The 22,374-nt window shown below is 74.7% G+C and carries 18 protein-coding genes; 8 read left to right on the forward strand and 10 right to left on the reverse strand.

Annotated elements, in window-relative coordinates; translation table 11 throughout:
• Nucleotides 1–53 precede the first annotated feature (53 nt).
• Together ABZ842_RS19700 and ABZ842_RS19705 are read left to right on the forward strand one after the other, a co-directional pair.
• The gene (locus ABZ842_RS19700; RefSeq protein WP_361538067.1) at nucleotides 54–1,268 is read left to right on the forward strand and encodes an ROK family protein; all 1,215 of its coding nucleotides are present in this window, start codon (nucleotides 54–56) and stop codon (nucleotides 1,266–1,268) included.
• 70 nt (nucleotides 1,269–1,338) lie between these two features.
• A complete protein-coding gene (locus ABZ842_RS19705; RefSeq protein WP_361538069.1) occupies nucleotides 1,339–2,205 on the forward strand; it encodes a YhjD/YihY/BrkB family envelope integrity protein in 867 nt (288 codons plus the stop codon).
• Here the strand turns inward: ABZ842_RS19705 and ABZ842_RS19710 are convergent.
• Both ABZ842_RS19710 and ABZ842_RS19715 read right to left on the reverse strand, forming a co-directional pair.
• Nucleotides 2,200–2,658, reverse strand: coding sequence for an ATP-binding protein (locus ABZ842_RS19710; RefSeq protein WP_361538071.1), 459 nt, complete (start codon nucleotides 2,656–2,658; stop codon nucleotides 2,200–2,202). The two genes, ABZ842_RS19705 and ABZ842_RS19710, sit on opposite strands and share 6 nt — an antisense overlap.
• Nucleotides 2,659–2,946: 288 nt before the next feature.
• Nucleotides 2,947–3,270: a hypothetical protein gene (locus tag ABZ842_RS19715; RefSeq protein ID WP_361538073.1), complete on the reverse strand. Its 324-nt coding sequence runs from the start codon at nucleotides 3,268–3,270 to the stop codon at nucleotides 2,947–2,949.
• A gap of 271 nt (nucleotides 3,271–3,541) precedes the next feature.
• Here ABZ842_RS19715 and ABZ842_RS19720 point away from each other — a divergent pair, with 271 nt between their 5' ends.
• On the forward strand, nucleotides 3,542–4,702 hold the full coding sequence (locus ABZ842_RS19720) for a PLP-dependent cysteine synthase family protein (RefSeq protein ID WP_361538075.1): 1,161 nt from the start codon (nucleotides 3,542–3,544) through the stop codon (nucleotides 4,700–4,702).
• Nucleotides 4,703–4,725: 23 nt separating this feature from the next.
• Here the strand turns inward: ABZ842_RS19720 and ABZ842_RS19725 are convergent, their stop codons facing one another.
• The 4 genes from ABZ842_RS19725 to ABZ842_RS19740 all read right to left on the reverse strand — a co-directional run bounded on the left by ABZ842_RS19725 (nucleotide 4,726) and on the right by ABZ842_RS19740 (nucleotide 8,720).
• Nucleotides 4,726–5,211 (reverse strand): SRPBCC family protein, encoded by a 486-nt coding sequence (locus ABZ842_RS19725; RefSeq protein ID WP_361538077.1) that lies wholly within the window; start codon nucleotides 5,209–5,211, stop codon nucleotides 4,726–4,728.
• 117 nt (nucleotides 5,212–5,328) lie between these two features.
• Nucleotides 5,329–7,281 carry a hypothetical protein gene (locus ABZ842_RS19730; protein ID WP_361538079.1) on the reverse strand — a complete coding sequence of 651 codons (1,953 nt, stop codon included), beginning with the start codon at nucleotides 7,279–7,281 and terminating at the stop codon, nucleotides 5,329–5,331.
• A 162-nt stretch (nucleotides 7,282–7,443) separates the two neighbouring features.
• The gene (locus ABZ842_RS19735; protein ID WP_361538081.1) at nucleotides 7,444–7,884 is read right to left on the reverse strand and encodes an SRPBCC family protein; all 441 of its coding nucleotides are present in this window, start codon (nucleotides 7,882–7,884) and stop codon (nucleotides 7,444–7,446) included.
• Nucleotides 7,881–8,720 carry a DeoR/GlpR family DNA-binding transcription regulator gene (locus ABZ842_RS19740; protein ID WP_361538083.1) on the reverse strand — a complete coding sequence of 280 codons (840 nt, stop codon included), beginning with the start codon at nucleotides 8,718–8,720 and terminating at the stop codon, nucleotides 7,881–7,883. The genes ABZ842_RS19735 and ABZ842_RS19740 overlap by 4 nt, the downstream gene beginning before the upstream one ends.
• Before the next feature lie 210 nt (nucleotides 8,721–8,930).
• Between ABZ842_RS19740 and ABZ842_RS19745 the strand changes: the two genes are divergently transcribed.
• Complete coding sequence (locus ABZ842_RS19745) at nucleotides 8,931–11,540, forward strand: hypothetical protein (protein ID WP_361538085.1); 2,610 nt, start codon at nucleotides 8,931–8,933, stop codon at nucleotides 11,538–11,540.
• Here ABZ842_RS19745 and ABZ842_RS19750 read toward each other — a convergent pair.
• Both ABZ842_RS19750 and ABZ842_RS19755 read right to left on the reverse strand, forming a co-directional pair.
• Entirely contained in the window at nucleotides 11,510–13,936 is a 2,427-nt protein-coding gene (locus tag ABZ842_RS19750) for a right-handed parallel beta-helix repeat-containing protein (RefSeq protein WP_361538087.1), read from the reverse strand. The genes ABZ842_RS19745 and ABZ842_RS19750 overlap by 31 nt on opposite strands.
• 415 nt (nucleotides 13,937–14,351) lie before the next feature.
• Complete coding sequence (locus tag ABZ842_RS19755) at nucleotides 14,352–14,819, reverse strand: DUF6643 family protein (RefSeq protein ID WP_361538089.1); 468 nt, start codon at nucleotides 14,817–14,819, stop codon at nucleotides 14,352–14,354.
• A gap of 267 nt (nucleotides 14,820–15,086) precedes the next feature.
• Between ABZ842_RS19755 and ABZ842_RS19760 the strand changes: the two genes are divergently transcribed.
• Nucleotides 15,087–16,352: a TerD family protein gene (locus ABZ842_RS19760; RefSeq protein ID WP_361538091.1), complete on the forward strand. Its 1,266-nt coding sequence runs from the start codon at nucleotides 15,087–15,089 to the stop codon at nucleotides 16,350–16,352.
• Between the two features lie 33 nt (nucleotides 16,353–16,385).
• On the opposite strand, the gene ABZ842_RS19765 is transcribed toward ABZ842_RS19760, so the two are convergent.
• Nucleotides 16,386–17,573, reverse strand: coding sequence for a glycosyltransferase (locus tag ABZ842_RS19765; RefSeq protein WP_361538093.1), 1,188 nt, complete (start codon nucleotides 17,571–17,573; stop codon nucleotides 16,386–16,388).
• A 57-nt stretch (nucleotides 17,574–17,630) separates the two neighbouring features.
• Between ABZ842_RS19765 and ABZ842_RS19770 the strand changes: the two genes are divergently transcribed.
• Together ABZ842_RS19770 and ABZ842_RS19775 are read left to right on the forward strand one after the other, a co-directional pair.
• Nucleotides 17,631–18,416 carry an aspartate/glutamate racemase family protein gene (locus ABZ842_RS19770; protein ID WP_361538095.1) on the forward strand — a complete coding sequence of 262 codons (786 nt, stop codon included), beginning with the start codon at nucleotides 17,631–17,633 and terminating at the stop codon, nucleotides 18,414–18,416.
• 97 nt (nucleotides 18,417–18,513) lie between these two features.
• Nucleotides 18,514–19,125, forward strand: a complete 612-nt coding sequence (locus tag ABZ842_RS19775) for a hypothetical protein (protein WP_361538097.1) — start codon at nucleotides 18,514–18,516, stop codon at nucleotides 19,123–19,125.
• 25 nt (nucleotides 19,126–19,150) lie between these two features.
• Here the strand turns inward: ABZ842_RS19775 and ABZ842_RS19780 are convergent, their stop codons facing one another.
• Nucleotides 19,151–20,218: an O-antigen ligase family protein gene (locus tag ABZ842_RS19780; protein ID WP_361538099.1), complete on the reverse strand. Its 1,068-nt coding sequence runs from the start codon at nucleotides 20,216–20,218 to the stop codon at nucleotides 19,151–19,153.
• Between the two features lie 488 nt (nucleotides 20,219–20,706).
• Here ABZ842_RS19780 and lnt point away from each other — a divergent pair, with 488 nt between their 5' ends.
• The gene (gene lnt / locus ABZ842_RS19785; protein ID WP_361538101.1) at nucleotides 20,707–22,344 is read left to right on the forward strand and encodes an apolipoprotein N-acyltransferase; all 1,638 of its coding nucleotides are present in this window, start codon (nucleotides 20,707–20,709) and stop codon (nucleotides 22,342–22,344) included.
• Nucleotides 22,345–22,374: the final 30 nt, after the last annotated feature.

Genomic DNA, 22,374 nt, shown 5'->3' on the forward strand with positions numbered 1-22,374 from the left:
CGGAGCCGTACGGCACGGCTCGGGGCCCTACGGATCATGGGAGACTCACCTCCATGAACGGCAAGGCGACGAGCACCAGATCGAGGCTGGAGAGGGGCCGCAGCGCGCTCGGTCCCGCACTGGAACTCGTGCACACGGGACGTGCTCCCACCCGCGCCGTCCTCACGGCCGAACTGGGCGTCACCCGCGCCACCGCGGGCGCCGTGGCCGCCGAGTTGGAAGCGCTCGGCCTGATCCGCGTCGACTCCCGCCCCGCCGCCGCGACCGGCTCCCAGGGCCGACCGTCCCACCGACTCGCCGTCGACGACGCCGGCCCCGTCGTGCTCGCGGCCCAGGTCCACGCCGACGGCTTCCGCGCCGCGCTCGTCGGACTCGGCGGCCGGACCGTCGCCACCGCCCCCGGCTGCCTCACCGTGGCGGCGGACCCCGGCCAGGTCATCGGCGCGGTCGTCGCCGCGGGCGCCGCCCTGCTGCGCGACAGCGGTCGCCGCTGCGTGGGCGCGGGCCTCGCGGTGCCCTCGGCCGTCGCCGAACCCGACGGCACGGCCCTCAATCCGCTGCACATCGCCTGGCCCGCCGGCTCGCCCGTGCGCGACACCTTCGCCGAGCACGTCCGCGCGGCCGGCATCACCGGCCCCGCCTTCACCGGCAACGACGTCAACCTCGCCGCCCTCGCCGAGCACCGCCACGGCGCCGGTCGCGGCGCGCACCACCTGCTGTGCGTGGCCACCGGCCACCGCGGCGTCGGCGGCGCACTCGTCCTCGACGGCCGGCTGCACACCGGCAGTTCCGGACTCGCCCTGGAAGTCGGCCACCTCACAGTCAACCCGGCGGGACGGCCCTGCCACTGCGGCAGCCGCGGCTGCCTGGACGTGGAGACCGACCCGCTCGCCTTCCTCACCGCCGCCGGCCGGGTGCCCGGCCCCGAGGTCTCCCTGCTCGCACAGGCCGGCGAACTGCTGCGCACCGAGTACGGCGACCCCGCCGTACGGGCCGCCTGCGCCCAACTCATCGACCGCCTCGGCCTCGGGCTCGCCGGGCTCGTCAACATCCTCAACCCCGACCGGATCATCCTCGGCGGACTCCACCGCGAACTGCTCGCCGCCGACCCGGAGCGCCTGCGCGCCGTGGTCGCCGACCGCAGCCTGTGGGGACGCAGCGGCGGCGTTCCGATCCTCGCCTGCACCCTCGACCACAACAGCCTGGTCGGCGCCGCCGAACTGGCCTGGCAGCCGGTGCTCGACGATCCGCTGACCGCCCTGGGCTGAGGTCGCCGCCCACCACCCGACCGGAGGCATCGAGGACGGCTCGGCCCCGGCGAGCGGGTAGGCGACGAGCATGAGCCACGAGCCCCCCGGTGCACCGCCCCACGGGCATCGCCTCCAGCGACTGCACCGCAGGATCGTCTCGTCACCCGTCGGCCTCGGTTGGAACCGCGGTCGCGAGATGGAACTGCTGCACCGGGCCATGGGCTTCGCCGCGCTCGGCTTCCTCACCCTCGTGCCCCTGCTGGTGGTGGTCGCCGCTGCCGACCCCGCGAGCAGCCAGGGCTTCGCCCGCTGGCTCGGTCAGGCCCTCGGCGTCTCCGAAGCCTCCCAGGCCCAGGTCGAACAGCTCTTCGCGCCGCCGGGCACCGCCCTCCAGCGCACCACCGCCTTCGGCCTCGCCGCGCTCGCCGTCTTCGGCCTGACCTTCGGATCGGTCGTGCAGACCGGCTACGAGAAGGTGTGGGACCTGCCGACCGCCCGCTGGCACACCATGTGGCGCCACGTGATCTTCCTCGCGCTGCTGGTCTTCGCCCTGCTGGTGTTCGTCAACACCCCGGCGTTCGGCGGCTCGGGCGTCGGCACGGTCGCCACCGCCGTTCTGGACCTCGTCGGCACGTTCGTCTTCTTCCTCGTCACCCAGCGACTGCTGCTCGGCGGCCGGGTCCGCTGGGGCGCGCTGGTGCCGGGCGCGGCGGCGACGGCCCTGTTCATGCTCGGGCTGCGGGTCTTCTCCCAGCTGGTGTTCTCGCCGCTGATCGCCTCGAACGCGGTGACCTACGGCCCGTTCGGGACGGTCCTGGTCATCCAGTCCTGGCTGGTCGGCGTCGGAGTCGTGGTGTACGGCGGCGCCTTGGTGGGGCGGCTGGTGCACGAGGAACGGGTGCGTCGACGGCTGGAGCGCAGCGTCCTGACCGGTCCTGAGCGCAACCCCTTATGAGGAGTCCGGCTCCCCGACGGCGGCGAGCTGCGGTGCGGCGAGCTGCGGTGCGGTGAGCCGCGGTGCGGCGAGGGCGAACCAGACGACCTTGCCGCCCTCGCCCCGGGGCCGTACGCCCCAGGTCTCGCTCACCGCAGCTATCAATCCGAGGCCGCGGCCCGAGGTGGCGAAGGCGTCGGCCTCCCGAAGGCTCGGCAGCCGGGGGTCGTGGTCCTGCACGGAGACCACGAGCCGATCGAGCAGCAGCTCGATCTCCACGGTGCACTGCTTGTCGGGCTGGGCGTGCCGATGGACGTTCGTCAGCAACTCGGTGACGCCGAGGGCGGCCTGGTCGATCAGTGGATCGAGGTGCCAGTAGCGCAGTTGCGCCGAGATGATTCTGCGGACCTGTCCGATCCGCGACGGCAGGGCTTGGAGCTCCACCGTGCAGTGCCTGCTGGGCTGACTGATCACGGCAACGACTCCCCGAATGAGGTCCGGAGGTCCGGAGGAGGACGAGGGAAGACGAGGAACGGCGAAGAGCGCCGCTGGAAGACGACGACGGAACGCGACGACGGAATACGGTCACAGCGTCACTACTGATGCACCCTGAGTGATGTGAGACAAGCGTGAACCACCGACCGAGGTCCCGCAACTCCGCGGCCGTCGTCATGCCGCCGTACGGGCCGGGAGCAACCGCCCCCGATGCCCTCCTCCGGGCGCCGCCCCCACCGGCCGCCCGTCACCGTGCCTGAGACCGGATCAGCCCTCGCTGCCGCCCGCCCCGCGCACGGCCTTCAAGAAGCGCCCCGCCAACCTGCTCCCGTCGGCCTCCTCGTCGCGCTGACCCATCGTCAAGCGGTAGCGCTTGCCGTTCACCGTCAGCGCCGTGCTGGCCTCGTCGGAGAACCACGTCTTGCCCGCGCGGACCGCGCGGACCGGTGCGCTGTCGATCACCCTGCCGTAACTGGTGAGCAGTTGCAGCCGGCCGTCCTTGATCAGGACCTGGCCGGCCTTGGTGAGTGAGCGGGGCCAGCGCTCGATCCGTACGCCAGTGGCCCGGAACTCGGGCTCTGCCATGGCCATCGGGCCCCTCCTCCCCTGTGTGTCACGTCGTCTGAAGGAAGTTTGCAACATCCTGGGGCACGGACACCAGTGGATGGCGACGGCGCTGTGCGCATCCGGGTGGTTCCTTGGGGCGCACGGGCCACAAGCGATCCCTATGGATGCCCCAAGCGAATGTTTACGCAGGTGGGGCGCTTACTGTGACGGGAGTCAAGCACAGTCGACGAACGTGGGCACGGGCGCACCCGGGCGGATCCGGGGCACCGGCACGGCAGGCACAGGGACGGCGGGCATGAACGGCGACGGGCAGCGCATCGGTCAGCGGATCGGGCAGCGGACGACGGGCGAAGAGGCGGCGGCCGGCGACGTGGACCGCAGTGACCCCGGGTACCGCAGCTGGTTGAAGGAAGCGGTCCGCAAGGTCCAGGCCGACGCCAACCGTTCGGCGGACACGCACCTGCTCAGGTTCCCCCTGAAGGAGGAATGGGGCATCGACCTCTACCTCAAGGACGAGTCCACCCACCCCACCGGCAGCCTCAAGCACCGGCTCGCCCGCTCCCTCTTCCTCTACGGGCTCTGCAACGGCTGGATCCGCCCGGACCGCCCCGTCATCGAGGCGTCCAGCGGCTCGACCGCCGTGTCCGAGGCGTACTTCGCCAAGCTGATCGGCGTGCCGTTCGTCGCGGTGATGCCCCGCACCACCAGCCCCGAGAAGATCCGGCTCATCGAGTTCCACGGGGGCCGCTGCCACTTCGTCGACGACTCCCGCCGGATGTACGAGGAGTCCGCCGAGCTCGCGGAACGCACCGGCGGCCACTACATGGACCAGTTCACCTACGCCGAACGGGCCACCGACTGGCGCGGCAACAACAACATCGCCGAGTCCGTCTACCAACAGCTGCGCCTGGAGCGCTACCCCGAGCCCGCGTGGATCGTGGCGACCGCCGGCACCGGCGGCACGTCCGCGACCTTCGCCCGCTACATCCACTACATGCAGTACGACACCCGGGTCTGCGTGCCCGACCCGGAGAACTCCTGCTTCTTCGACGGCTGGACCCGCAACGACCCGGGCGCCACCAGCGACCACGGCTCCCGCATCGAGGGCATCGGCCGCCCCCGGATGGAACCGAGCTTCGTGCCCGGCGCCATCGACCGGATGATGAAGGTGCCCGACGCCGCGTCCGTCGCGGCCGTACGCGCCCTGGACGCCGCGATCGGACGGAAGGCCGGCGGCTCCACCGGCACCGGGCTGTGGAGCGCCTTCAAGATCGTCGCGGAGATGGTGGCGGCGGGGGACCGGGGGAGCGTGGTCACCCTGCTCTGCGACCCCGGAGAGCGCTACCTGGACAAGTACTACTCCGACGCCTGGCTGGTGGAGCAGGGCCTGGACGTCACGCCGTACGCCAACGCGATCGAACGGTTCCTCGACACCGGCCGGTGGAACGACGCCTGAACGGGCCGCAGGCGGCAGCGCCGTCAGTGCGCCGCCGAGCGGGCCAGCCGACGGTCCAGCGCCCGCATCGCCCCCCGGAAGGAGAACCGCAGGCCCGGCTTGGTCAGCCGCACGAACGCCCGTGCCGCCGGGGGGCCGTCGACGGCGAACGTCCAACGCACCCGGCTGCCGCCGGTCGGCCCCGGCAGGATCCGCCACTCCTCGGCGAACGCCGTCACCGCCGGCGCGTTGGTGCGGTCCACCCGGTACGCGTAGCGCGTGTCCGGGTCGCTGGCCAAGACGGTCTCCTCGAAGGAGACGCCCACCCGCAAGGTGACGTCCCGGCCGGCACCGCCGCGGGTCGGGGTGACGCCGGAGACCGCGTCGAACCACTCGGGCCAGCCCGACACGTCCTCGGCGAGCGCCCGGTAGACCGCCTCGGGCGGCGCTTCGAGGGCCGCGGCGAAGACCAGGCGCACCGGTGCGGTCTCGACGAAGTCGAGTTCCACCGGGCGGAGTTGGCGAGTCATGGTGCGTACCTCCCGAACTGGACGACCAGATCCGCACACGATAGGTGGCGCGGCGCGCGTTGTCCTCGGCGGGGGCGGACGGGCCGTTGCGTACGGCCCCGGGCGGGCCCGCAGGCGTCAGTCGTCGGCGGTGGGCGGAGCGAGCGGGGCCAGCGTGCCGCCCGAGGCCAGTCGCGCCGACAACCGCACCGGGGAGCCCTGGGGCACCGGCACGGCCAACGTCGTCCCCCGTTCCTCGGCCGCGACCGGGCCCGCAGCCGTGATGCCGGTGACCGCACGGCTGCCGGCGGCCAACAGGAACCACTTCCCGGACGGCGAGCGCCAGTGCGCGCCGGCGAGTACGTGCTGGCCGAACCTGCTGCACGCGGCCGTGTCCTCGGCCCGGGCCACCACCGAGCCCGCCGAGCCGGGCGCCGCCGGCGGCTGGAACTGCACCAGCACCCGACCGTGCCCCCGCCAGGTCTCCGCCCGGGTGCACACCCAAGCAGCCCGCCCCGCGTCGTCGGGCAGCTCCTGGTGCGCGTACGCCCAGTCGTTCACCGTCCGCACCCCGGCGCCCCGCAGCGCACCGAGGAGACAGGCGCTGCGGGCCCAACTCGCCAGCGCCGGCGCACCGGTGGCCTCCCGCGGCTGACGGGCGGGCGCGCCCTCGCCCGGCGGCGGGGTGTGGGTGAGGTGCACCGGCGCCAGGTCCCCGAGGTCCGTGACCAAGAACGCGTGGTCCTCCACGATCCGCTGCGAGGACCGCAACTGGAGCGCCGGCCACGACGTGCAGGCACCGCCGGCAGCCGGGGACGGCACCACCGGGGTGACCCCGCCGTCCGCCACCGCGAGCCCACGCGCCGCCGCGCCCGGCACCAGCAGGTCGCGCACCGCGGCCTCGGCGATCCACGGCGCCAACAGATGGCGCGCCCCGCGCTCGGTGCGACCGAGGACGACCGACGCCGCCGTGGTCACGTCCGCGTCGTCCGTACGCGCGAAGTCCAGGGCCGCCGCGCCCGCACCGGAGCGGGGCTCGGCGTAGCGGACCACCCGCACGCCGTCGTGGAGGAGGACGACCACCGCTTCGTCGACCACCCCCGCGTACAACAACCGGGCCGGCGCGGCGGGCCCGGTGCGTGCGGTGTCCGCCGTGGCGGAGACCCGCACCGTCGCACCGGGCGCGGCCCAGGCGTCGAGCGCCCGCCGCAGCAGCGCCGCGTCCTTCGTTCGTTCGCCGCGCGCCGGCCAGACGGAGAAGTCCAGCCGCGCCGTCCGCGCCCAGGCGTCACTCGGCGCGCGCTGGAGCAGATCCACGTCGAGCGCCCGCGCCGGCGCCGGCTGCCCCGACGCACCGGAGTGCGCGGCCCTGGACTCCCCGGCGTCCCGCGCCGACAGGTCCACCGAGGCCACCCCGGTCGCCAACAGCGCGAGGACGCCGCCGGCCGCGGCCGTACGGGAGCGCTGACGGCGCCGCAGCAGATCGCTCGGCCGGGTCTGCACCGCACAAGGATCGAACTCCGCCGCCCGCAACAGCGCCTCGGCCCGCCCGCCGCCCGACTCCCGCAGCCGGTGCGCCGTCCGCAGCGCCGCCGCCGGGTCCGCCACCCCGCACTGCCGCAGCAACTCCCTGACGTCCGCCTCGCAGAGCCCTTCGAGCACCCCGAGCGCGAACGCCGCGCGCGCCGGCGCGGACACCGACGAAAGCGCCTGGTCCAACGCCAACTCCTCCGCCCCGCCGGCGCTCGGGAACAGCCGCAGCCCCACCACCAGCGGCAGCCCGCCGCCCCGCCACCACCGCCGGCGCAGCGCACCCCGCAGGATCCGGTACCGCACCCAGCGGTACGCGTCGGCCTCCGCCCCGCCCTGCCGTTCCCCGCCCGCCTCGCCGCGGGCCGCCCGCGGCAGCACGCGCTGCACCGTGGCGTGCGCGGCGAGCACCCGTCGATGGCGCCCCAGCGACGGCGGCAGCGTCAGATAGGCGAGGCGCACGAGCCGGGGATAGCGCTCGACGATGATCGCCTCCGCCTCCCGGACCCCGGGACGAGCGCCGGACACGGTGCGCAGGGACGGTTGACGGTCTGTCGGCATCGGGCGCTGCGCCTTCCGGTACGCGCATCGCATCGCCATGCGCGGATCGCTCTCACTCGTTGCGTCAAACGAGTGGATCCCGGCTCGGTCACCCCGCCCGCCACCGTGCCCGATTCGTCCGGGCAGCGCTCCAACGAGCCCGCGGCACACGGCCCAGGGGCGTCAGCGCCCCCGCAGCACGCCGTCCAGCGCCCGCCCGAACACCACCCGGCCCACCCGCGCCACCAGGGGGTCCAGCCGCCGCGGCAGCGGGCCCAGGCGCAGGTCCTCCGTCCACACCACGCGCGAGCCCGCGGCCCCGCGCGGGTGCACCTCGATCGCCGCCCACCCCAGGACGAGTCGACCGCGCTTCTCCAGCCGGCAGCGGCCCGGGGACCCCTCGGCGGGCGGCTCCCACACGACGACCTCCATCGGGTCGTCGAAGCCGACCCGCCCCACGCCCGAGCGCACCACGAAGACCGTGCCCGGCCGCGTCGGACCGGCGGTGACGGACTTCAGGGCGGTGCACGGCACCCGGGCCGCGTGGCCGCCCCAGTCGGTGGCCCGCCGCCACGCCTCCTGCGCCGGCAGCGCCACCTCGCGCTCCAGCCGGAACGCGGTCACTCGCCCGGCTCGCGCTCTCCCGCGACCACCAGCCCGCCCGGCAGGTGCTCCTCGACCTCGGCGCGCGCGGCGGCCGGCAGGCCCGTGTCGGTGACCAGCGCGTCCACCTCGGTCAGCCGGGCGAAGGAGCTCAGCCCCACCGTCCCCCACTTGGTGTGGTCGGCCACCACGACCACCCGGCGGGCGGAGCGCACGAAGTGACGGTTCGTCTCCGCCTCCGCGAGGTTCGGCGTGGACAGACCGGCCTCCACCGAGATCCCGTGCACCCCGATGAAGAGCACGTCGAAGTGGAGCGTGCGGATCGCGGTGTCCGCCACCGGGCCCACGAGCGTGTCCGACGGGGTGCGCACGCCCCCGGTGAGGACCACCGTCGCACCGCCCGGCCGGCCGGTGGGGCCACCGGGCGGGGTGCGCTGGGCGTTGTGCAGGACGTCGGCGACCCGCACCGAGTTCGTGACCACGGTCAGGTCCGTGACGTCGACGAGCTGCTGGGCCAGCGCGTACGCGGTCGTGCCGCCGGCCAGCGCGATCGCCGTCCCCGGCGTGACCATGGCCGCCGCCGCCCTGGCGATGTCCTCCTTGGCCCGCAGCTCCAGGCCCGACTTCGCCTCGAACCCGGGCTCGTGCGTGCTCGCCTCCACGACGGGCACCGCGCCCCCGTGCACCTTCTCGACGACGCCCTGCCGGGCGAGCGCGTCCAGATCCCGCCGCACCGTCATGTCGGAGACGTTCAGTCTGCGGGTCAGTTCATTGACCCGCACCCCGCCCCGTCGGCGGACCTCGTCGAGGATCAACGCACGCCGTTGCTCCGCGAGCAGGTTCTGGTTGTCGGTCACAGCCCAGGCCGTCCTTCTGTCTCCCGCCGCTCCCGGCGCCGTCCCGCCGCCCGTGCGGCCGGGGGCGCCCATCCTCCCACGGGCCCGTCCACGCCAGGGCGTACGCACTCCGTGACCTGTCCGCCGGGAGCTGTCAGAATCCGGGACCCTGAGGCGCGGCGCCAAGGCGCGCCGGCAACCGGTCCTCCACCGAGAGAGCGAGTCACCGAAGTGTCCGCTGAAGCGCCCGCCGAACCCCCCGAGCCGTCCGCCCCGGGGCCCGCGCTCGAACTCCTCGTCCACGGCGTGGGCGGCACGACCCCCGAGGCCATGCTCGGCGACCCCCGCACGGTCCTCGTCTCGGGCGACGAGAAGGCCGCGGTCTTCAGGCGCGCGGAGGACGTGGGCGCGGAGCGCGACCCGGCGCGCGGTCGCGGCGACCCCGTGCCCGAGGCGTACTGCTGGTCCAACCTCACCTCGGGCAACGGCGCACGGGCGCTGTGGTTGCTGCTCCTGCCCTTCATGGTGGCGAACCTCGCGCACTGGATGCGCCCGCGCGCGCGGGGGCGGGTGCGCACGACCCGGGTGTACGGGGCGCTGGTGCGGCTGGTGGCGCTGAGCTTGACGGTGGTGATGACGGCCGCCGCGTGCGAGGTCGCCCTGGACCTGGTGGCCTGGCAGTGCGCCGGGAGCGCGCCGTGCACCGAAGGGCGGTCCTGGATCGGCTTCCTCGCCGCCGACCGCGACGGCTGGTGGTCCCAGCCCGGCCGTCGGCTCGCGCTCGCCTCCCTCGTCCCGATCGCCCTGGTGGTGCTGCTCTGGTACCTGTCCAACCGCACCTGGACCGCCTACGAGTCGCAGCGTCCGCCGCTCGGCGAGTACACCCCCGTCGCCGACGGCGGCCCGGGCACCCGGCACAACCCTCACCCTGAAGTCGAGGATGAGGATGAGGATGAGGGTGAGGGGGACGGAGAGGGCGAGGAGGACGAGTCCCCGTGCGGCGACGAATCCTCGTACGGCAAGGAGCGCGATCCGAACGACCCCAACGCTCCCCGTGCCCCCAAGACCGCCGTGCGCTTCGCCCTGGGCCGCCCCGGGTTCTGGTACGGCCGTCGCCACGTCGCCCGGCTGCGCGCCGCCCACACCGCGGCCGGCTTCCTCACCGTCGCCGCGGCCGTCACCGGCGCCCCGGCGCACCACGACCACGGCGGCGACAGCGCCCTGCTGGAAGCGATCGGCCTCCTGCTGGCCGGCGCGCTGGTGCTGGGGACCTGCGCCGTGGTCTGGGTGACGGTCCACCGCGGGCGCAGCGAACGCCGCTTCGACGTCCGCGTCGAACGCACCGCCGTCACCGCCCTGCCCGGCGCCTCGCTCGCGCTGCTCGCCTGCGCCGTGGTGTACGCCTCCTGGTCGCGGCCCGGTTGGCAGTCGCACGGAACCCTCCCCGGCGAGCTCACCTTCAGCGTGCTGGCCATCGCCCAGGGCGTCCTGGTGGTCGCCCTCGCCGCCGTCGCGCTCCGGCTGCACTGCCGCACCCGCCACGCCCGCAGCGTCCTCAGCGGCCTCGGTGGACCCGCGGTCGCCGTCCTCGCCTGCGCGCTGGGCTCGGTCATGACCGGCGGCACCGCCCAGCGCGTCGCCGACTGGCTGGACGGCCCCGGCACCCCCGGCATGGACGGCGACGGCTCCATCCCCGGGCCGCCCGTGCTGCTGAGCTGGCAGGCGTCCGTGATCCCCGTGCTGCTCGCCCTGCTGCTCGTGCCCGCCCTGGCCCTCGTCGTACGGACCTGGCTGACGGGCCGTCGGCTCGGCGGCGCCGTCGAGCGGGAGTACGAGCGGTGGGACGCCCGCCTCGACGGCGGCGACCGCGCCGCCCGCCGCCTGGGCGACACCGGCTGGCGCCCCGACCCCGTCCGCACCCGCCGCATCGCCGGCGCCCGCGCACGGGCCGGCCTCACCGACTCGGCGCCGCTGATAGTGGGCGTCCTGGCCGCCGCCACCCTGCTCCTGGGGGCCGGCGCCGTCTACGGCGCGTGGCGCACCGACGCCGTGCCTGGCCGGGCCTTCGAAGGCGCCTTCGCAGAGTCCGCGGCGGAGACCGCCCAGTCCGTGGGCTCCTGGTTGGTCGGCTTCGGCATCCTGCTCTTCGTCACCTGGGGCCGCCGCGCCTACCGCGACCCCTCCGCCCGGCGCACCATCGGCATCCTGTGGGACGTCGGCACCTTCTGGCCCCGGGCCGCCCACCCCTTCGCACCGCCGTGCTACGCCGAGCGCGCCGTCCCCGACCTGACGTGGCGGATGTCCACCTGGACCGCGCAGACGCGTGCCCGCGGCGGCCGGCTGGTGATCTCCGGCCACTCCCAGGGGAGCGTCCTCGCCGCCTCCGCCGTGTGGCAACTGCCCGCCGAGACCCGCGGCCGGGTGGCGCTGCTGACGTACGGCTCACCGCTGGAGCGGCTCTACGGGCGCTGGTTCCCCGCCTACTTCGGCCCCGAGGCCCTGCGCGCCCTGCGCGACGAGGTGCACTGCTGGAGCAACCTCTGGCGGCCCACCGACCCCATAGGCGGACCGGTGCGCGTGCCGTCGGGCCCCCGCCCCTCGCCCGACCGGACCGCCCTGAAGGACCCGGTGGCGTACGGCCGCTCCGAGCGGTTCCCGCTGCCCGAACCGATCCGGGGGCACTCCGACTACCAGGCCGACCCCGCCTTCGCGGACGCCCGCGCGGACCTGCTCAGCCTGATCCCCGGCGTGCCGCGCCAGGCCGGGCCCCGCCGCGGGCCGCGCAGCGGCACCAACCCCCGCACCGGGCGTCAGGGCAGCTCGGGAAGGTCGTCCGGGTAGAGGAGGGTGAGGGCGTCGGTGTCGACCTCCGCCAGTTCGGCGACCCGGCCGGCGTGCCGCTCGACCATCGACTCGAAGGTCTGGCGCGCCGTCCGGCCGTTGCCGAACGCCGGCCCCTTCGGCAGCCGGCCGAAGTACGACACCAACGCGTCGGACGTGCCGTCGGCCAGCCGGTACTCGTGCTCGTCCGCCTGCTGCTGAACGATCCGCAGCAGCTCCCCGGCGCCGTAGTCCTGGAAGGTGATGGTGCGGGAGAACCGGGAGGCGACGCCGGGGTTGACCGCGAGGAAGCGTTCCATCTCGGCGGTGTAGCCGGCGACGATGACCACGACCGCGTCCCGGTGGTCCTCCATCAGCTTCACCAGCGTGTCGATGGCCTCCTTGCCGAAGTCCCGCCCGGAGTCCTCGGGGGAGAGGGCGTACGCCTCGTCGATGAAGAGCACCCCGCCGCGCGCCCGGTCGAACGCCTCCTGGGTGCGGATCGCCGTGGAGCCGATGTGCTCGCCGACCAGGTCCACCCGGGAGACCTCGACGAGGTGCCCGCGCTCCAGCACGCCGAGGGAGGCCAGGATCTCGCCGTACAACCGGGCCACGGTCGTCTTGCCGGTGCCGGGGGAGCCGGTGAAGACCAGGTGGCGGCGGACGGACGCGGCCTTCAACCCCGCCTCCTGACGGCGCCGGCCCACCTCGATCATGTTCGTCAGCGAGCGAACCTCGCGCTTGACGCTGTCCAGCCCCACCAGCGCGTCCAACTCGCCGAGCACGTCCTCCGACGCACGGGCGGGGTCCGCGGCCACGACGGCGATCTCGGGCCGGGCCGCGGCGGACGGCGCCGTGGCGGGCGCCACCGTCAGCAGCCCGGGGGACTGGACCTCGGTGGCGGTCGCCGCCGGCTTCACCGCGGCGGTGCGCTCCGCCGACCCCACCGCGGACTCGTCGCCGGTGCACTCCTCGACCAGCAGCAGGGCGGGCTCGGCGAACTCGTAGCCGCCGCGGGCGCACCGCTCGGTGCGGCACCGGCTCAGCGTCGTGCGGCAGCCGTCCATCACGTGGAAGCCGTAGCCCCCGCTGCCCGTGACCCGACAGCCGCGGAACGTGCCGCGGCCCTCCGCCGACACGTAGAAACCGGCCTCGGCGGGCGAGGTGACCGTGCACCGCTCGATCACCGGGTCCGCGCCCTTGGTGACGATCACCCCGGTCTGCGCCGCGTCGATCGTGCAGCCGGCGAGGGTGCCGCCGCTGCCGTGGTCGCGGAACCACGCGCCGGTGGACGCCTGGCTGATGCGGCAGTCGTCGAGTTGGGCGGTGGCGCCGTCGCTCACCGACACCGCGGTGTTCCGGATCTGGGAGAGGTCGCTGTCGACGACGTCCACCCGGGAGCCGCGGTCCAGGACGAACAGCGCGTCCGGCACGTCGTGCACCCGGCAGGAGTCCAGCACGGCCGTGGCCCCGTCGCTGATCCACACGGCCGGGTAGTCGCCCGTGCTGTCGTGGATCTCGCACTGGTTGGCGTCCACCCGGGTCCCCGGGTCCCACACCGACAGTCCGTTGCGGCCGAAGCGGCGGACCGAGGAGCGGGTGAGGGTCAGCACCGAGCGGGACCGCAGGTCGATCGCGTTCTCCGGGACGTCGTGGATGTCGCAGTCGGAGAGCGTGAGCACGGCGTCCGTGTCGAGGGTGACGCCGTCGGCGGACGTGCGGTGCACGGAGCAGTCCGACAGGTGCGCCGAGGCGCGGGTGCCGACTTGGACACCCGCGCCCTTGATCTCGTACACCTCGCAGCCGACCGCCTCCAGGACGCTGCCCTCGCCGGTGGCGGCGAGACCGGCGCCCGATGCGTGGTGGACCCGGCAGCGCTCCAGCCGCGGATGCCCGCCGCCGCGCACCGATACGCCCGACTGGCCGGCGCTGACCACCTCGCACTCCTCGTACACCCCGCCGGCGCCGTCGAGCACGGCTATGCCGATGCCGGCCGGGTTGTCGACGGTGACGCGGCGTACGGTGGGCCGGGCCCCGCCGCGCACCTCCAGACCGGTCGCCGAACGGGTGGAGATCCGCAGGTCCACCAGGTCCGGGGTGCCGTCCTCGACCAACAGCGCGGGAGCGGTGGTGTCCTGGCCCTCGACGTGCAGGTCCCGCACCGTGGCAGAGGCGCGCACGACCAGCGGGACGCCGTCGACGGGCGCGATCCGCACCGATCCGACGGAGCCCTCCGGGCCGCGCAGCGTGACCGCGCGTTGGAGCACGAGGTTCTCGCGGTACGTACCCGGTGCGACGGTGAGGACGTCGCCGTCCCCGGCGGCTTCGAGCGCCGCCGCGAGGGTCGCGTACTCACCGGTGCGCCGCCGCCAGCGCGACGTGCCGGTGTGGGTCACCTGGACCGTGCCCTGTGCCATGGTGCTGCTCTGCCCCCACCTCGTGGTGTGCTGCCGTGCCGCGCCCGACGGCGCGACGCGTCCCGGACCAGTCTTCAGGACGCGGTCCGGCGCGCCGCGGGCGGCACCGGATTCCCGGTCCGCTCGGGCGGGTCGAACCACCGTATCGTGCGCGGAGGACGGCAGTTGACGCGTCGCGAGGTCAGCCGGGCGGGCGACGGCGGTGGCATGGATCACTATGGGGCGCCGCCGGGGGAACGTGCGCCGGGGCAGGCCGGCACAGATGTGGCGGAACGATGTGATGAAACGTTACTGCGGACGGTGTCGCGGCGCTGCGAAGCAGTGGGCGGCGTCGGGGCTCCCCCTTCCCCGACGCCGTGGGGTTCCGCCAGACCTCGTCACGGGGAACCCCGACACCTGCGTCCGTGACGCCGCGTCAGTACCCCTGGCCGCCCGGATAGGGACGGGCCGGCGGGACGTGGTACCCGGCGGGGCCGTGGCCCTGCGGGGGAGCGGGGCGCGGCGCCGCGGGGCGCATCGCCTCGTACCCGGCCGGCGCCGGACGCGGGGGCTGGGCCTGGGGGCCCGGGTAGCCGCGCGGGACGCCCGGCTGCTGCGGCGCGTAGGGCGCCGCCGGCTGCAGCGGCCCGGGCTGCGACAGCTGCGGCGGATGGCCGTACCCCGAGGGCGGTTGGGGGGCCGAGGGGCCCGAAGGGAGCGCGGGCAGGGCCGCGGGGAGCGCCGGCAGGTAGCCGTTGCCGTTGGTGTCGTACGCGGAGGGCACTCGGATCGGCGCGATCTGAGGCGTGCCCCGCTCTGCGACGAGGGAGTCGTAGATCGGGGTGTCGGCGAAGGACGGTGCGGAGTAGTAGCCGCCGCCGTAGGAGGCGCGGGGGGAGGTCATGGGACATAAGTTAAGCCCTGAGTTGTCGGTTGGGGAGCCCGGTAAGGGGGTTCTTTCGCCGGAGATGAGGGGGTGCGCGCCCCCAATGTGAGCGAACCCGGGAAAATCGGTCGCGCGGACGGGCAAGGATCGTGTAAAGGACGAGCTGAGAGCGGGTTACTCACGGGTCCACAGGGGTCTTCTGGGGCGCTCGGGACGTAGGTTGGGATGCGTGAGCGGTCCGGAACACCCCGGCACACCTACCCAGCGACCGCGATGGGGGCGAGCATGTCCATGAGCAAGGGAGCCAACACTTCGGTGGCGGCGCAGCAGGTCCGAGTGGAGCTGGGATGGCGAACGGGCCCCTCGGTCCCGGACGTCGACGCCTCGGCACTGCTGCTGGACTCCGCTTCGGGCAAGGTCCGCTCTGACGGGGACATGGTCTTCTACAACCAGCCGGCGCACGCGTCCGGGGCGGTGCGCCACGAGGGCAAGCGGACCGGGGCGGGCGGCGCGGTGACGGATGCGGTCGCGGTGGACCTGGCGCGCGTGGAGCCGTCCGTCGGACGCATCGTGCTGGCCGCTTCCGCCGACGGCGGGTCCTTCGGGCGGGTGCCGGGGCTGTACGTCAGCGTCGTCGACGCCGCGTCCGGTGCGGAACTCGCGCGGTACGAGAGCGCGGACGCGACCGTGGAGACGGCGTACGTGCTGGGGGAGCTGTACCGGCGTCAGGGGGCGTGGAAGTTCCGGGCGATCGGGCAGGGCTACAGCACCGGTCTGGAGGGACTGGCGACAGACTTCGGGATCGCCGTCGACGAACCACCGGCGTCCGCCCCGGTCCCGGCTCCCGCGTCCGCCCCGGTCCCGGCTCCCGCGCCTGCGACACCTCCTGCACCTCCCGCACCCGCTGCACCTCCCGTGCGTCTGACCAAGGTGACGCTGACGAAGGAGGCGCCCACCGTCTCCCTCACCAAGCAGGGCGGCACCTCCGGCGCGCTGCGGGTGAACCTCAACTGGCAGGTGCGCAAGCAGTTCAAGAGCTGGGGCGCCAAACTCGGCCGGGCCATCGCCCTGCACGCGGACCTCGACCTCGACCTGTGCGCGCTGTACGAACTCTCCGACGGCAGCAAGGGAGTCGTTCAGGCGCTCGGGAACGCCTACGGCTCCCTCGACCGACCGCCCTTCATCCACCTCGACGGCGACGACCGCACCGGCGGCACCTCCGGTGAGAACCTCACCATCAACCTCGACCACCAGCGCCACTTCCGTCGCATCGTCATCTTCGTGACCGTCTACGAGGGCGCGCGCAGCTTCGCCGACCTGGACGCCACGGTGACCCTCGTGCCGCAGCACGGCGCCCCGATCGAGTTCGCCCTCGGCGAGTGCACCGTCCCGTCCACCGTGTGCGCGCTCGCCCTGATCACCAACACCGGCTCCGAACTCGTCGTGCAGCGCGAAGCCCGCTTCCTGGTGCCGCAACGGGGGGTCAGCCCGCAGCGCACCATGGACCACGCCTACGGCTGGGGCATGAACTGGACGCCCGGCCGCAAGTGAAGCGGCACCACCCGCCGTGCCCCGCCTGCCGCCTCAGCCCTCTTCCGGCGCGGCCTGCGGGCGGGCGTAGGTGCGCCCCTTCCACGCGGCGCCCCGACCGCGGTAGTGCTGCACCGCCGAGTCCACCGTCATCAGCAGGTACAGCAGCGCGGTGAACGGCAGGAGCAGGGCGTACAGCGGCGAGCGGCCGTAGTACCGCAGGATCGGCAGATACGTACCGGCCATGATCGCCTGGGCCAGCCCGCCGGCCCACGCCGCGACCGGATCGCCCCAGGCGGCCCCGGCGACGAGCGTGCCGGCCGGCGCCAGGTACACCAGCGCCAGCCCCGCGACCGTGCCCACCAACAGTGCCGGACTGTGGCGCAGTTGGGCGTACGCGCTGCGGGCCACCATCCGCCACAGGTCCGCGAGCCGCGGATAGGGCCGTACGCTGTCGACCCGCTCGGCCAGCCCCAGCCAGATCCGTCCGCCCGAGCGCTTGACCGCCCGCGCCAGTGACACGTCGTCGATGACCGCGCCCCGGACGGAGTCCGGGATCCGGGCTCGGTCCACGGCCCGGACGTCCAGCAGCACGCAGCCGCCCGCGGCGGCGGCCGTACGGGCACCGGGCCGGTTGACCCGGCGGAAGGGGTAGAGCTGGGCGAAGAGGTACACGAACGCCGGCACGATCAGCCGCTCCCAGCCGCCGGTCACCCGCAGCCGGGCCATCTGGGACACCAGGTCGAGCCCGCCCGCCCGGGCGGACGCCACGAGCACCCGCAGGCTGTCGGGCGCATGGGCGATGTCGGCGTCCGTCAGCAGCAGATAGCGCGGATCCCGGCCGCGGGCCACCGCGATGCCGTGGCGCAGCGCCCACAGCTTGCCGGTCCAGCCGTCCGCCGGTTCGCCGGGCGCCACCACGTCCAGCGGCAGGCCGCCGTGCTCCTCGGACAGGGCGCGGGCCACGTCGGCGGTGCCGTCCGTGGAGCCGTCGTCCACCAGGACGACCGAGGCGCGACCTGGGTAGTCCTGCGCGAGCAGCGACGGCAGGCTGTCGGGCAGCACCGCGGCCTCGTCCCGCGCCGGCACCACCACGACGACGTCCGGCCACGACGGGGCGTCCGGGCCGGGGTCGGGGTGCGGCGGCAGCCGTTGGTCGGTACGCCAGAAGAACCCCTGCCCCAGCAACAGCCACACCCAGGCGAGCAACGATCCGACGGCGGTCAGGGCGAGGGCGCTCATGGCCGCAGTCTGCCCCACCTCACCGACCGTGCACGGGCGGTCGACTATGGTGACCGGGTGAAGATTGCGCTCATGGACTCCGGGATCGGCCTGCTCGCGGCGGCTGCCGCCGTACGCCGAATGCGGCCCGACGCGGATCTGGTCCTCTCCTCCGATCCCGATGGACTGCCCTGGGGCCCGCGCACCCCCGAGGACGTCACCGAGCGTGCCCTCAGCGTCGCCCGCGCCGCCGCCGCGCACGCGCCCGACGCCCTGATCGTGGCCTGCAACACCGCATCCGTGCACGCGCTGCCCGCGCTCCGAGCCGAACTGGAGCCGGCGATCCCGGTGATCGGCACCGTCCCCGCGATCAAGCCGGCCGCCGCTTCCGGCGGGCCCCTGGCGATCTGGGCCACCCCCGCCACCACCGGCAGCAGCTACCAGCGGGGGCTGATCCGCGAGTTCGCCGCCCGTGCCGCCGTGGCCGAGGTGCCCTGCCCCGGGCTCGCCGACGCCGTCCAGTACGCCGACGGCCCCGCCATCGAGCGCGCGGTCACCGCCGCCGCCGCGCTGACCCCCGACGACGTCACCGACGTCGTCCTCGGCTGCACCCACTACGAACTGGTCGCCGACCGCATCCGCGCCGCCATCGGCCGACCCGTCGCCTTCCACGGCTCCGCCGACGCCGTCGCCGCGCAGGCGCTTCGCCGGATCGGAGTAACGTCCGGCGGCGGATCGGGGACGCCCGGCGGGCCCGGTGGCGACCTCACCGTCATCCTCAGCGGACGCGAGGGCCGACTGCCCGCGCAGGCCCTGGCCTACGCCGAGGCGAAGCTGCTCAGCCCGGTGGTCCCGGTCCGCTGATCCACCGGGACGCCGGCCGTACGCCGGTGTCCGCGGCGTCCGTGATCCTTGCGACGGGACCCCTGCCAGCGGGGCCGGCGCTGGGTACGCTGCACGCATGAGGGACCATCCCCGAAAGCAGCACCCGCAGGGCGCCCAACCCCTGCGGCACCCGCACCCGGGCCACCCCGGCGCCGCGCAGCCGGTCGAGCCGGCGCCCGAGGTCTGGACCGGCCGGGCCACCAACCGCATCCAGTGGCTGCTCGCCGTCGCAGGCGCGGCCTGCCTCGCGCTCGGCATCGAGCTGGCCGTGGTCTCGAACTGGACCTCCGGCATCGTCCCGCTGGTCATGTCGGTGGTCGGCTGCGTCGCGGCCGGACTGCTGATGCTGTACGGCACCCTCGCCTTCGTCCACGTGGCGGTCACGGTCGACGGCGACGCCGTCGAGGTGCGCTGCGGCCACATCGGCGTGCCGCGCCGTCGCATCCCGCTCGCCCACGTCGTCGATGCGGAGTTCGAACCCAAGGTGAACCCACGGCAGTGGGGCGGCTGGGGCTACCGCTGGCGTCCCGAGAAGGGCACCGCAGTCGTCGTGCGCCGCGGCGAAGGCGTCGTCTTCACCCTGGGAGACGGCCGCACCTTCACCGTCACGGTCGACGACGCGGAGGCCGCGGTGCGCGCCGTCCGCGATCGGCTGCGCCCACCACCGGGCGTGACCGCGGGGACCTGACCAGCCCTTCCCCGTCTGCGGACCGTCAGCGGGTCGCGCAGTCCGCCGCCGCCGTCGACGCCGTGCGCCCCGCTGCCACGGCGCCGCCGCCCGGCCCCGTGACCCGCGCCGACGCCAGCCCCGCGAGCAGCGCGGCGCCCGCGGTCACCGGAGCGAAGCTCAGCGCGTTCCCCAACAGCGCCAATACCGCAAGCGATGCCAGCGCCGCACCCGCGCACACCACGACCGGGGTGGGCCGCGGCGAGCGCCACAGCTCGTACAGCAGCCACCCGAAGGCCATCGCCAACAGCGCCGTCCCCACCACGCCCTGGTCGACCGCCTGCTGGAACAGGGCCGAGTGCGGCTTCCCGTCCGCCCCCGCGACCTGCTGCGCGGTCACGCTGAGCTGGTCGAAGCGGTCGGGCCCGGCACCCCGTACGGGATCCTCGTGCATCAGGGCGACGGCGTCCCGCCACAGGGCCACCCGGTAATCGGTGAGCTGGCTGCGGAGCGAGGCGGCGGCGCCCTCGGGCAGGACGTCCTCGGCGACGGCCCATGTCGTCGCGGCCACCACCACCGGCACCAGTGCACAGCCGGCCAACAGCGCCGTACGACGACGGGCCCGGGCGGCGCCGACGGCGCACAGCAGCACGACGGACGAGGCCATGACCCCGGCGGGCGACGCCAGGAAGATGCCCGTGACGACGACGCCGTGCGCCAACATCCACAGCGCCAACCGCGCCCCGGGACGGCGCGCCGCCGTCGCGGCACAGCAGGCCGCGCCCGCGCTCACGGCCAACAGCGCGGCCGACGCCCCGGTGTCCCCCGGAGGCACGGCGAAGCCGGCGGTCGCCCCGGGCACCCCCTCCGGCGACGCGATCGCCAGCACCAGCGCCACGAGCGAGGCCGCGGCGGCGGCCGAGACCGGCAGCAGGGCGCCGGAGATCCGCCCGCAGGCGTACCCGGCGGCGACCGCGAACACGGCGAGCAACGCGCCCTCGGGCCGGGCGTCCCGTCCGACGGCGCTGATCAGAGCCCATGCGGCACAGGCGCCGAGCACGGCCACGCCCATGGCGTCCGCCGTCCCCCCGCGCGTCCCCGGCGCAGCCATCATCTTGCCGATCCCCCCGACCACGAGCTGTGGCAGGCACGTCTTCTGCGTCCGCTGCCGCGCTTACGGTAGTGGCGGTGCGCACCCTCGATCCAGCCCCGTCCCACCGAACCGGGTCTCAGGGCCGCCACCCTTGCCCGAAGGGCCGGGCCGTTTCCGCGCAGTTCCGCGCACTTGCCTGCGCCGCTGGACGTAGCCGCCGCAGCCCTGCGGGAACGTTGGTTCCTACCTGCCGGTGGTGGGCTTGCCGCGCAGTTCCTCCCCCTGTGCCCTACGGACACGGGGGACCCCCAGGCCCTTAGGCCGTGGGGGCGGAACTGCGCGAACAGCCACAGCGGGCAGCAGACGCCGTCACGGCACGCCGTCGCGGCGCTACCGCGTCTGCCGGGGCGGGCGGAAGGGCCGCGCGGGACTCTGCGGACACCACGGAGGGCCTGGAGACCCGCGGCGGGGGCGACGGCGGTCATACCCCCCTCCCGTAGACTCGGGCCGTGAGCGCCACCGTGACCTCCGTCGACACGTCCGCCCCCGCCCCGGCGCGACCGCACCCGTTGCTGCGGTTCGTGCGGCCGGCCGCCGCGGTGACGGCGGGGCTGATGCTGTACCTGAGCTTCCCGCCGAGGCCGCTGTGGTGGCTGGCGCCGTTCGCGTTCGCGCTGCTGGGCTGGGTGCTGCGGGGACGGCGGCTGCGGGCCGGCTTCGGCCTCGGCTACCTCGCCGGGCTCGCGTTCCTGCTGCCGCTGCTGAGCTGGACCGGTGAGGACGTCGGCCCGGTGCCGTGGATCGCGCTCGCCGCGGTCGAGGCGCTGTTCCTCGCGGCCACCGGACTCGGGATCGCGGCGGTCAGCCGACTGCCGGCGTGGCCCGTGTTCGCCGCCGCGGTGTGGATCCTCGGCGAGGCGGCCCGGGCCCGGGTGCCGTTCGGCGGCTTCCCCTGGGGCAAGGTCGCCTTCGGCCAGGCGGACGGGGTCTTCCTGCCGCTCGCCGCACTCGGCGGCACGCCCGTGCTCGGCTTCGCCGTCGTGCTCTGCGGCTTCGGGGCGTACGACGTGGTGCGCCGGGTCGTCGCCCACCGCCGCGGCGCCGGCCCGCTGCCGCGCGGCCCGCTCGCCCTCGCGCTGCTCGCCGTGATCGTGCCGGTGACGGCCGCGTTCGCCTCGCGCGGCCTGGTGGACACCGCCGCCGAGGACGGCACGGCCACCGTCGCCGCGGTCCAGGGCAACGTGCCCCGCCTCGGCCTCGACTTCAACGCCCAGCGCCGTGCCGTGCTCGACAACCACGCCCGGCGCACCGAGCAGTTGGCGAAGGACGTCGCCGAGGGCAAGGAGCCCCAGCCGGACTTCGTGCTGTGGCCGGAGAACTCCTCGGACATCGACCCGTACGCCAACGCCGACGCCCGGCAGGTCATCGACCGCGCCGTGCAGGCGATCGGCGTGCCGACCGTCGTCGGCGCGGTCCTCACCCCCGAGACCGGGAAGCTGCGCAACACCCTCATCGAGTGGGACCCGAAGGACGGCCCGGTCGCCACCTACGACAAGCGGCACGTGCAGCCGTTCGGCGAGTACATCCCGATGCGCTCCTTCGTGCGGCTGTTCAGCTCCGACGTGGACCGGGTGCGCCGGGACTTCGGCCCCGGCGACGAGGTCGGCGTCTTCGACCTCGCCGGCACCAAGGTCGGCCTGGTCACCTGCTTCGAGGCGGCGTTCGACGACATGGCCAGGGACACCGTCACGGCCGGCGCCCAGATGATCTCCGTGCCGAGCAACAACGCGACCTTCGGCCGCAGCCAGATGACGTACCAGCAACTGGCGATGGACCGGGTCCGGGCCGTGGAGCACAGCCGTTCCGTGGTCGTGCCGGTCACCAGCGGCGTCAGCGCCGTGATCATGCCGGACGGCGAGGTCGTGCAGGAGACGGAGCTGTTCACTCCGGACGCGCTGGTGGCCGAGGTCCCGCTGCGCTCCTCGCTGACGCCCGCGACCCGCATGGGCGCCTGGCCCGAGCTGCTGCTGGCCCTCGCCGCGGCCGGCGGTCTCGGCTGGGCCTCCACCGCCGCGATCCGCGCCCGCCGCGCGGGCCGGCCCGAGGGCGAGGACGAGAGCGGGAGCAGCAGCGCCGCGTCCGCGTAACCGCCTTCCACCAGCGGAAACCCCCGCCCG

Origin of the sequence: Streptomyces sp. NPDC047315 (assembly GCF_040643215.1) — a bacterium.
GTDB lineage: Bacteria > Actinomycetota > Actinomycetes > Streptomycetales > Streptomycetaceae > Streptomyces.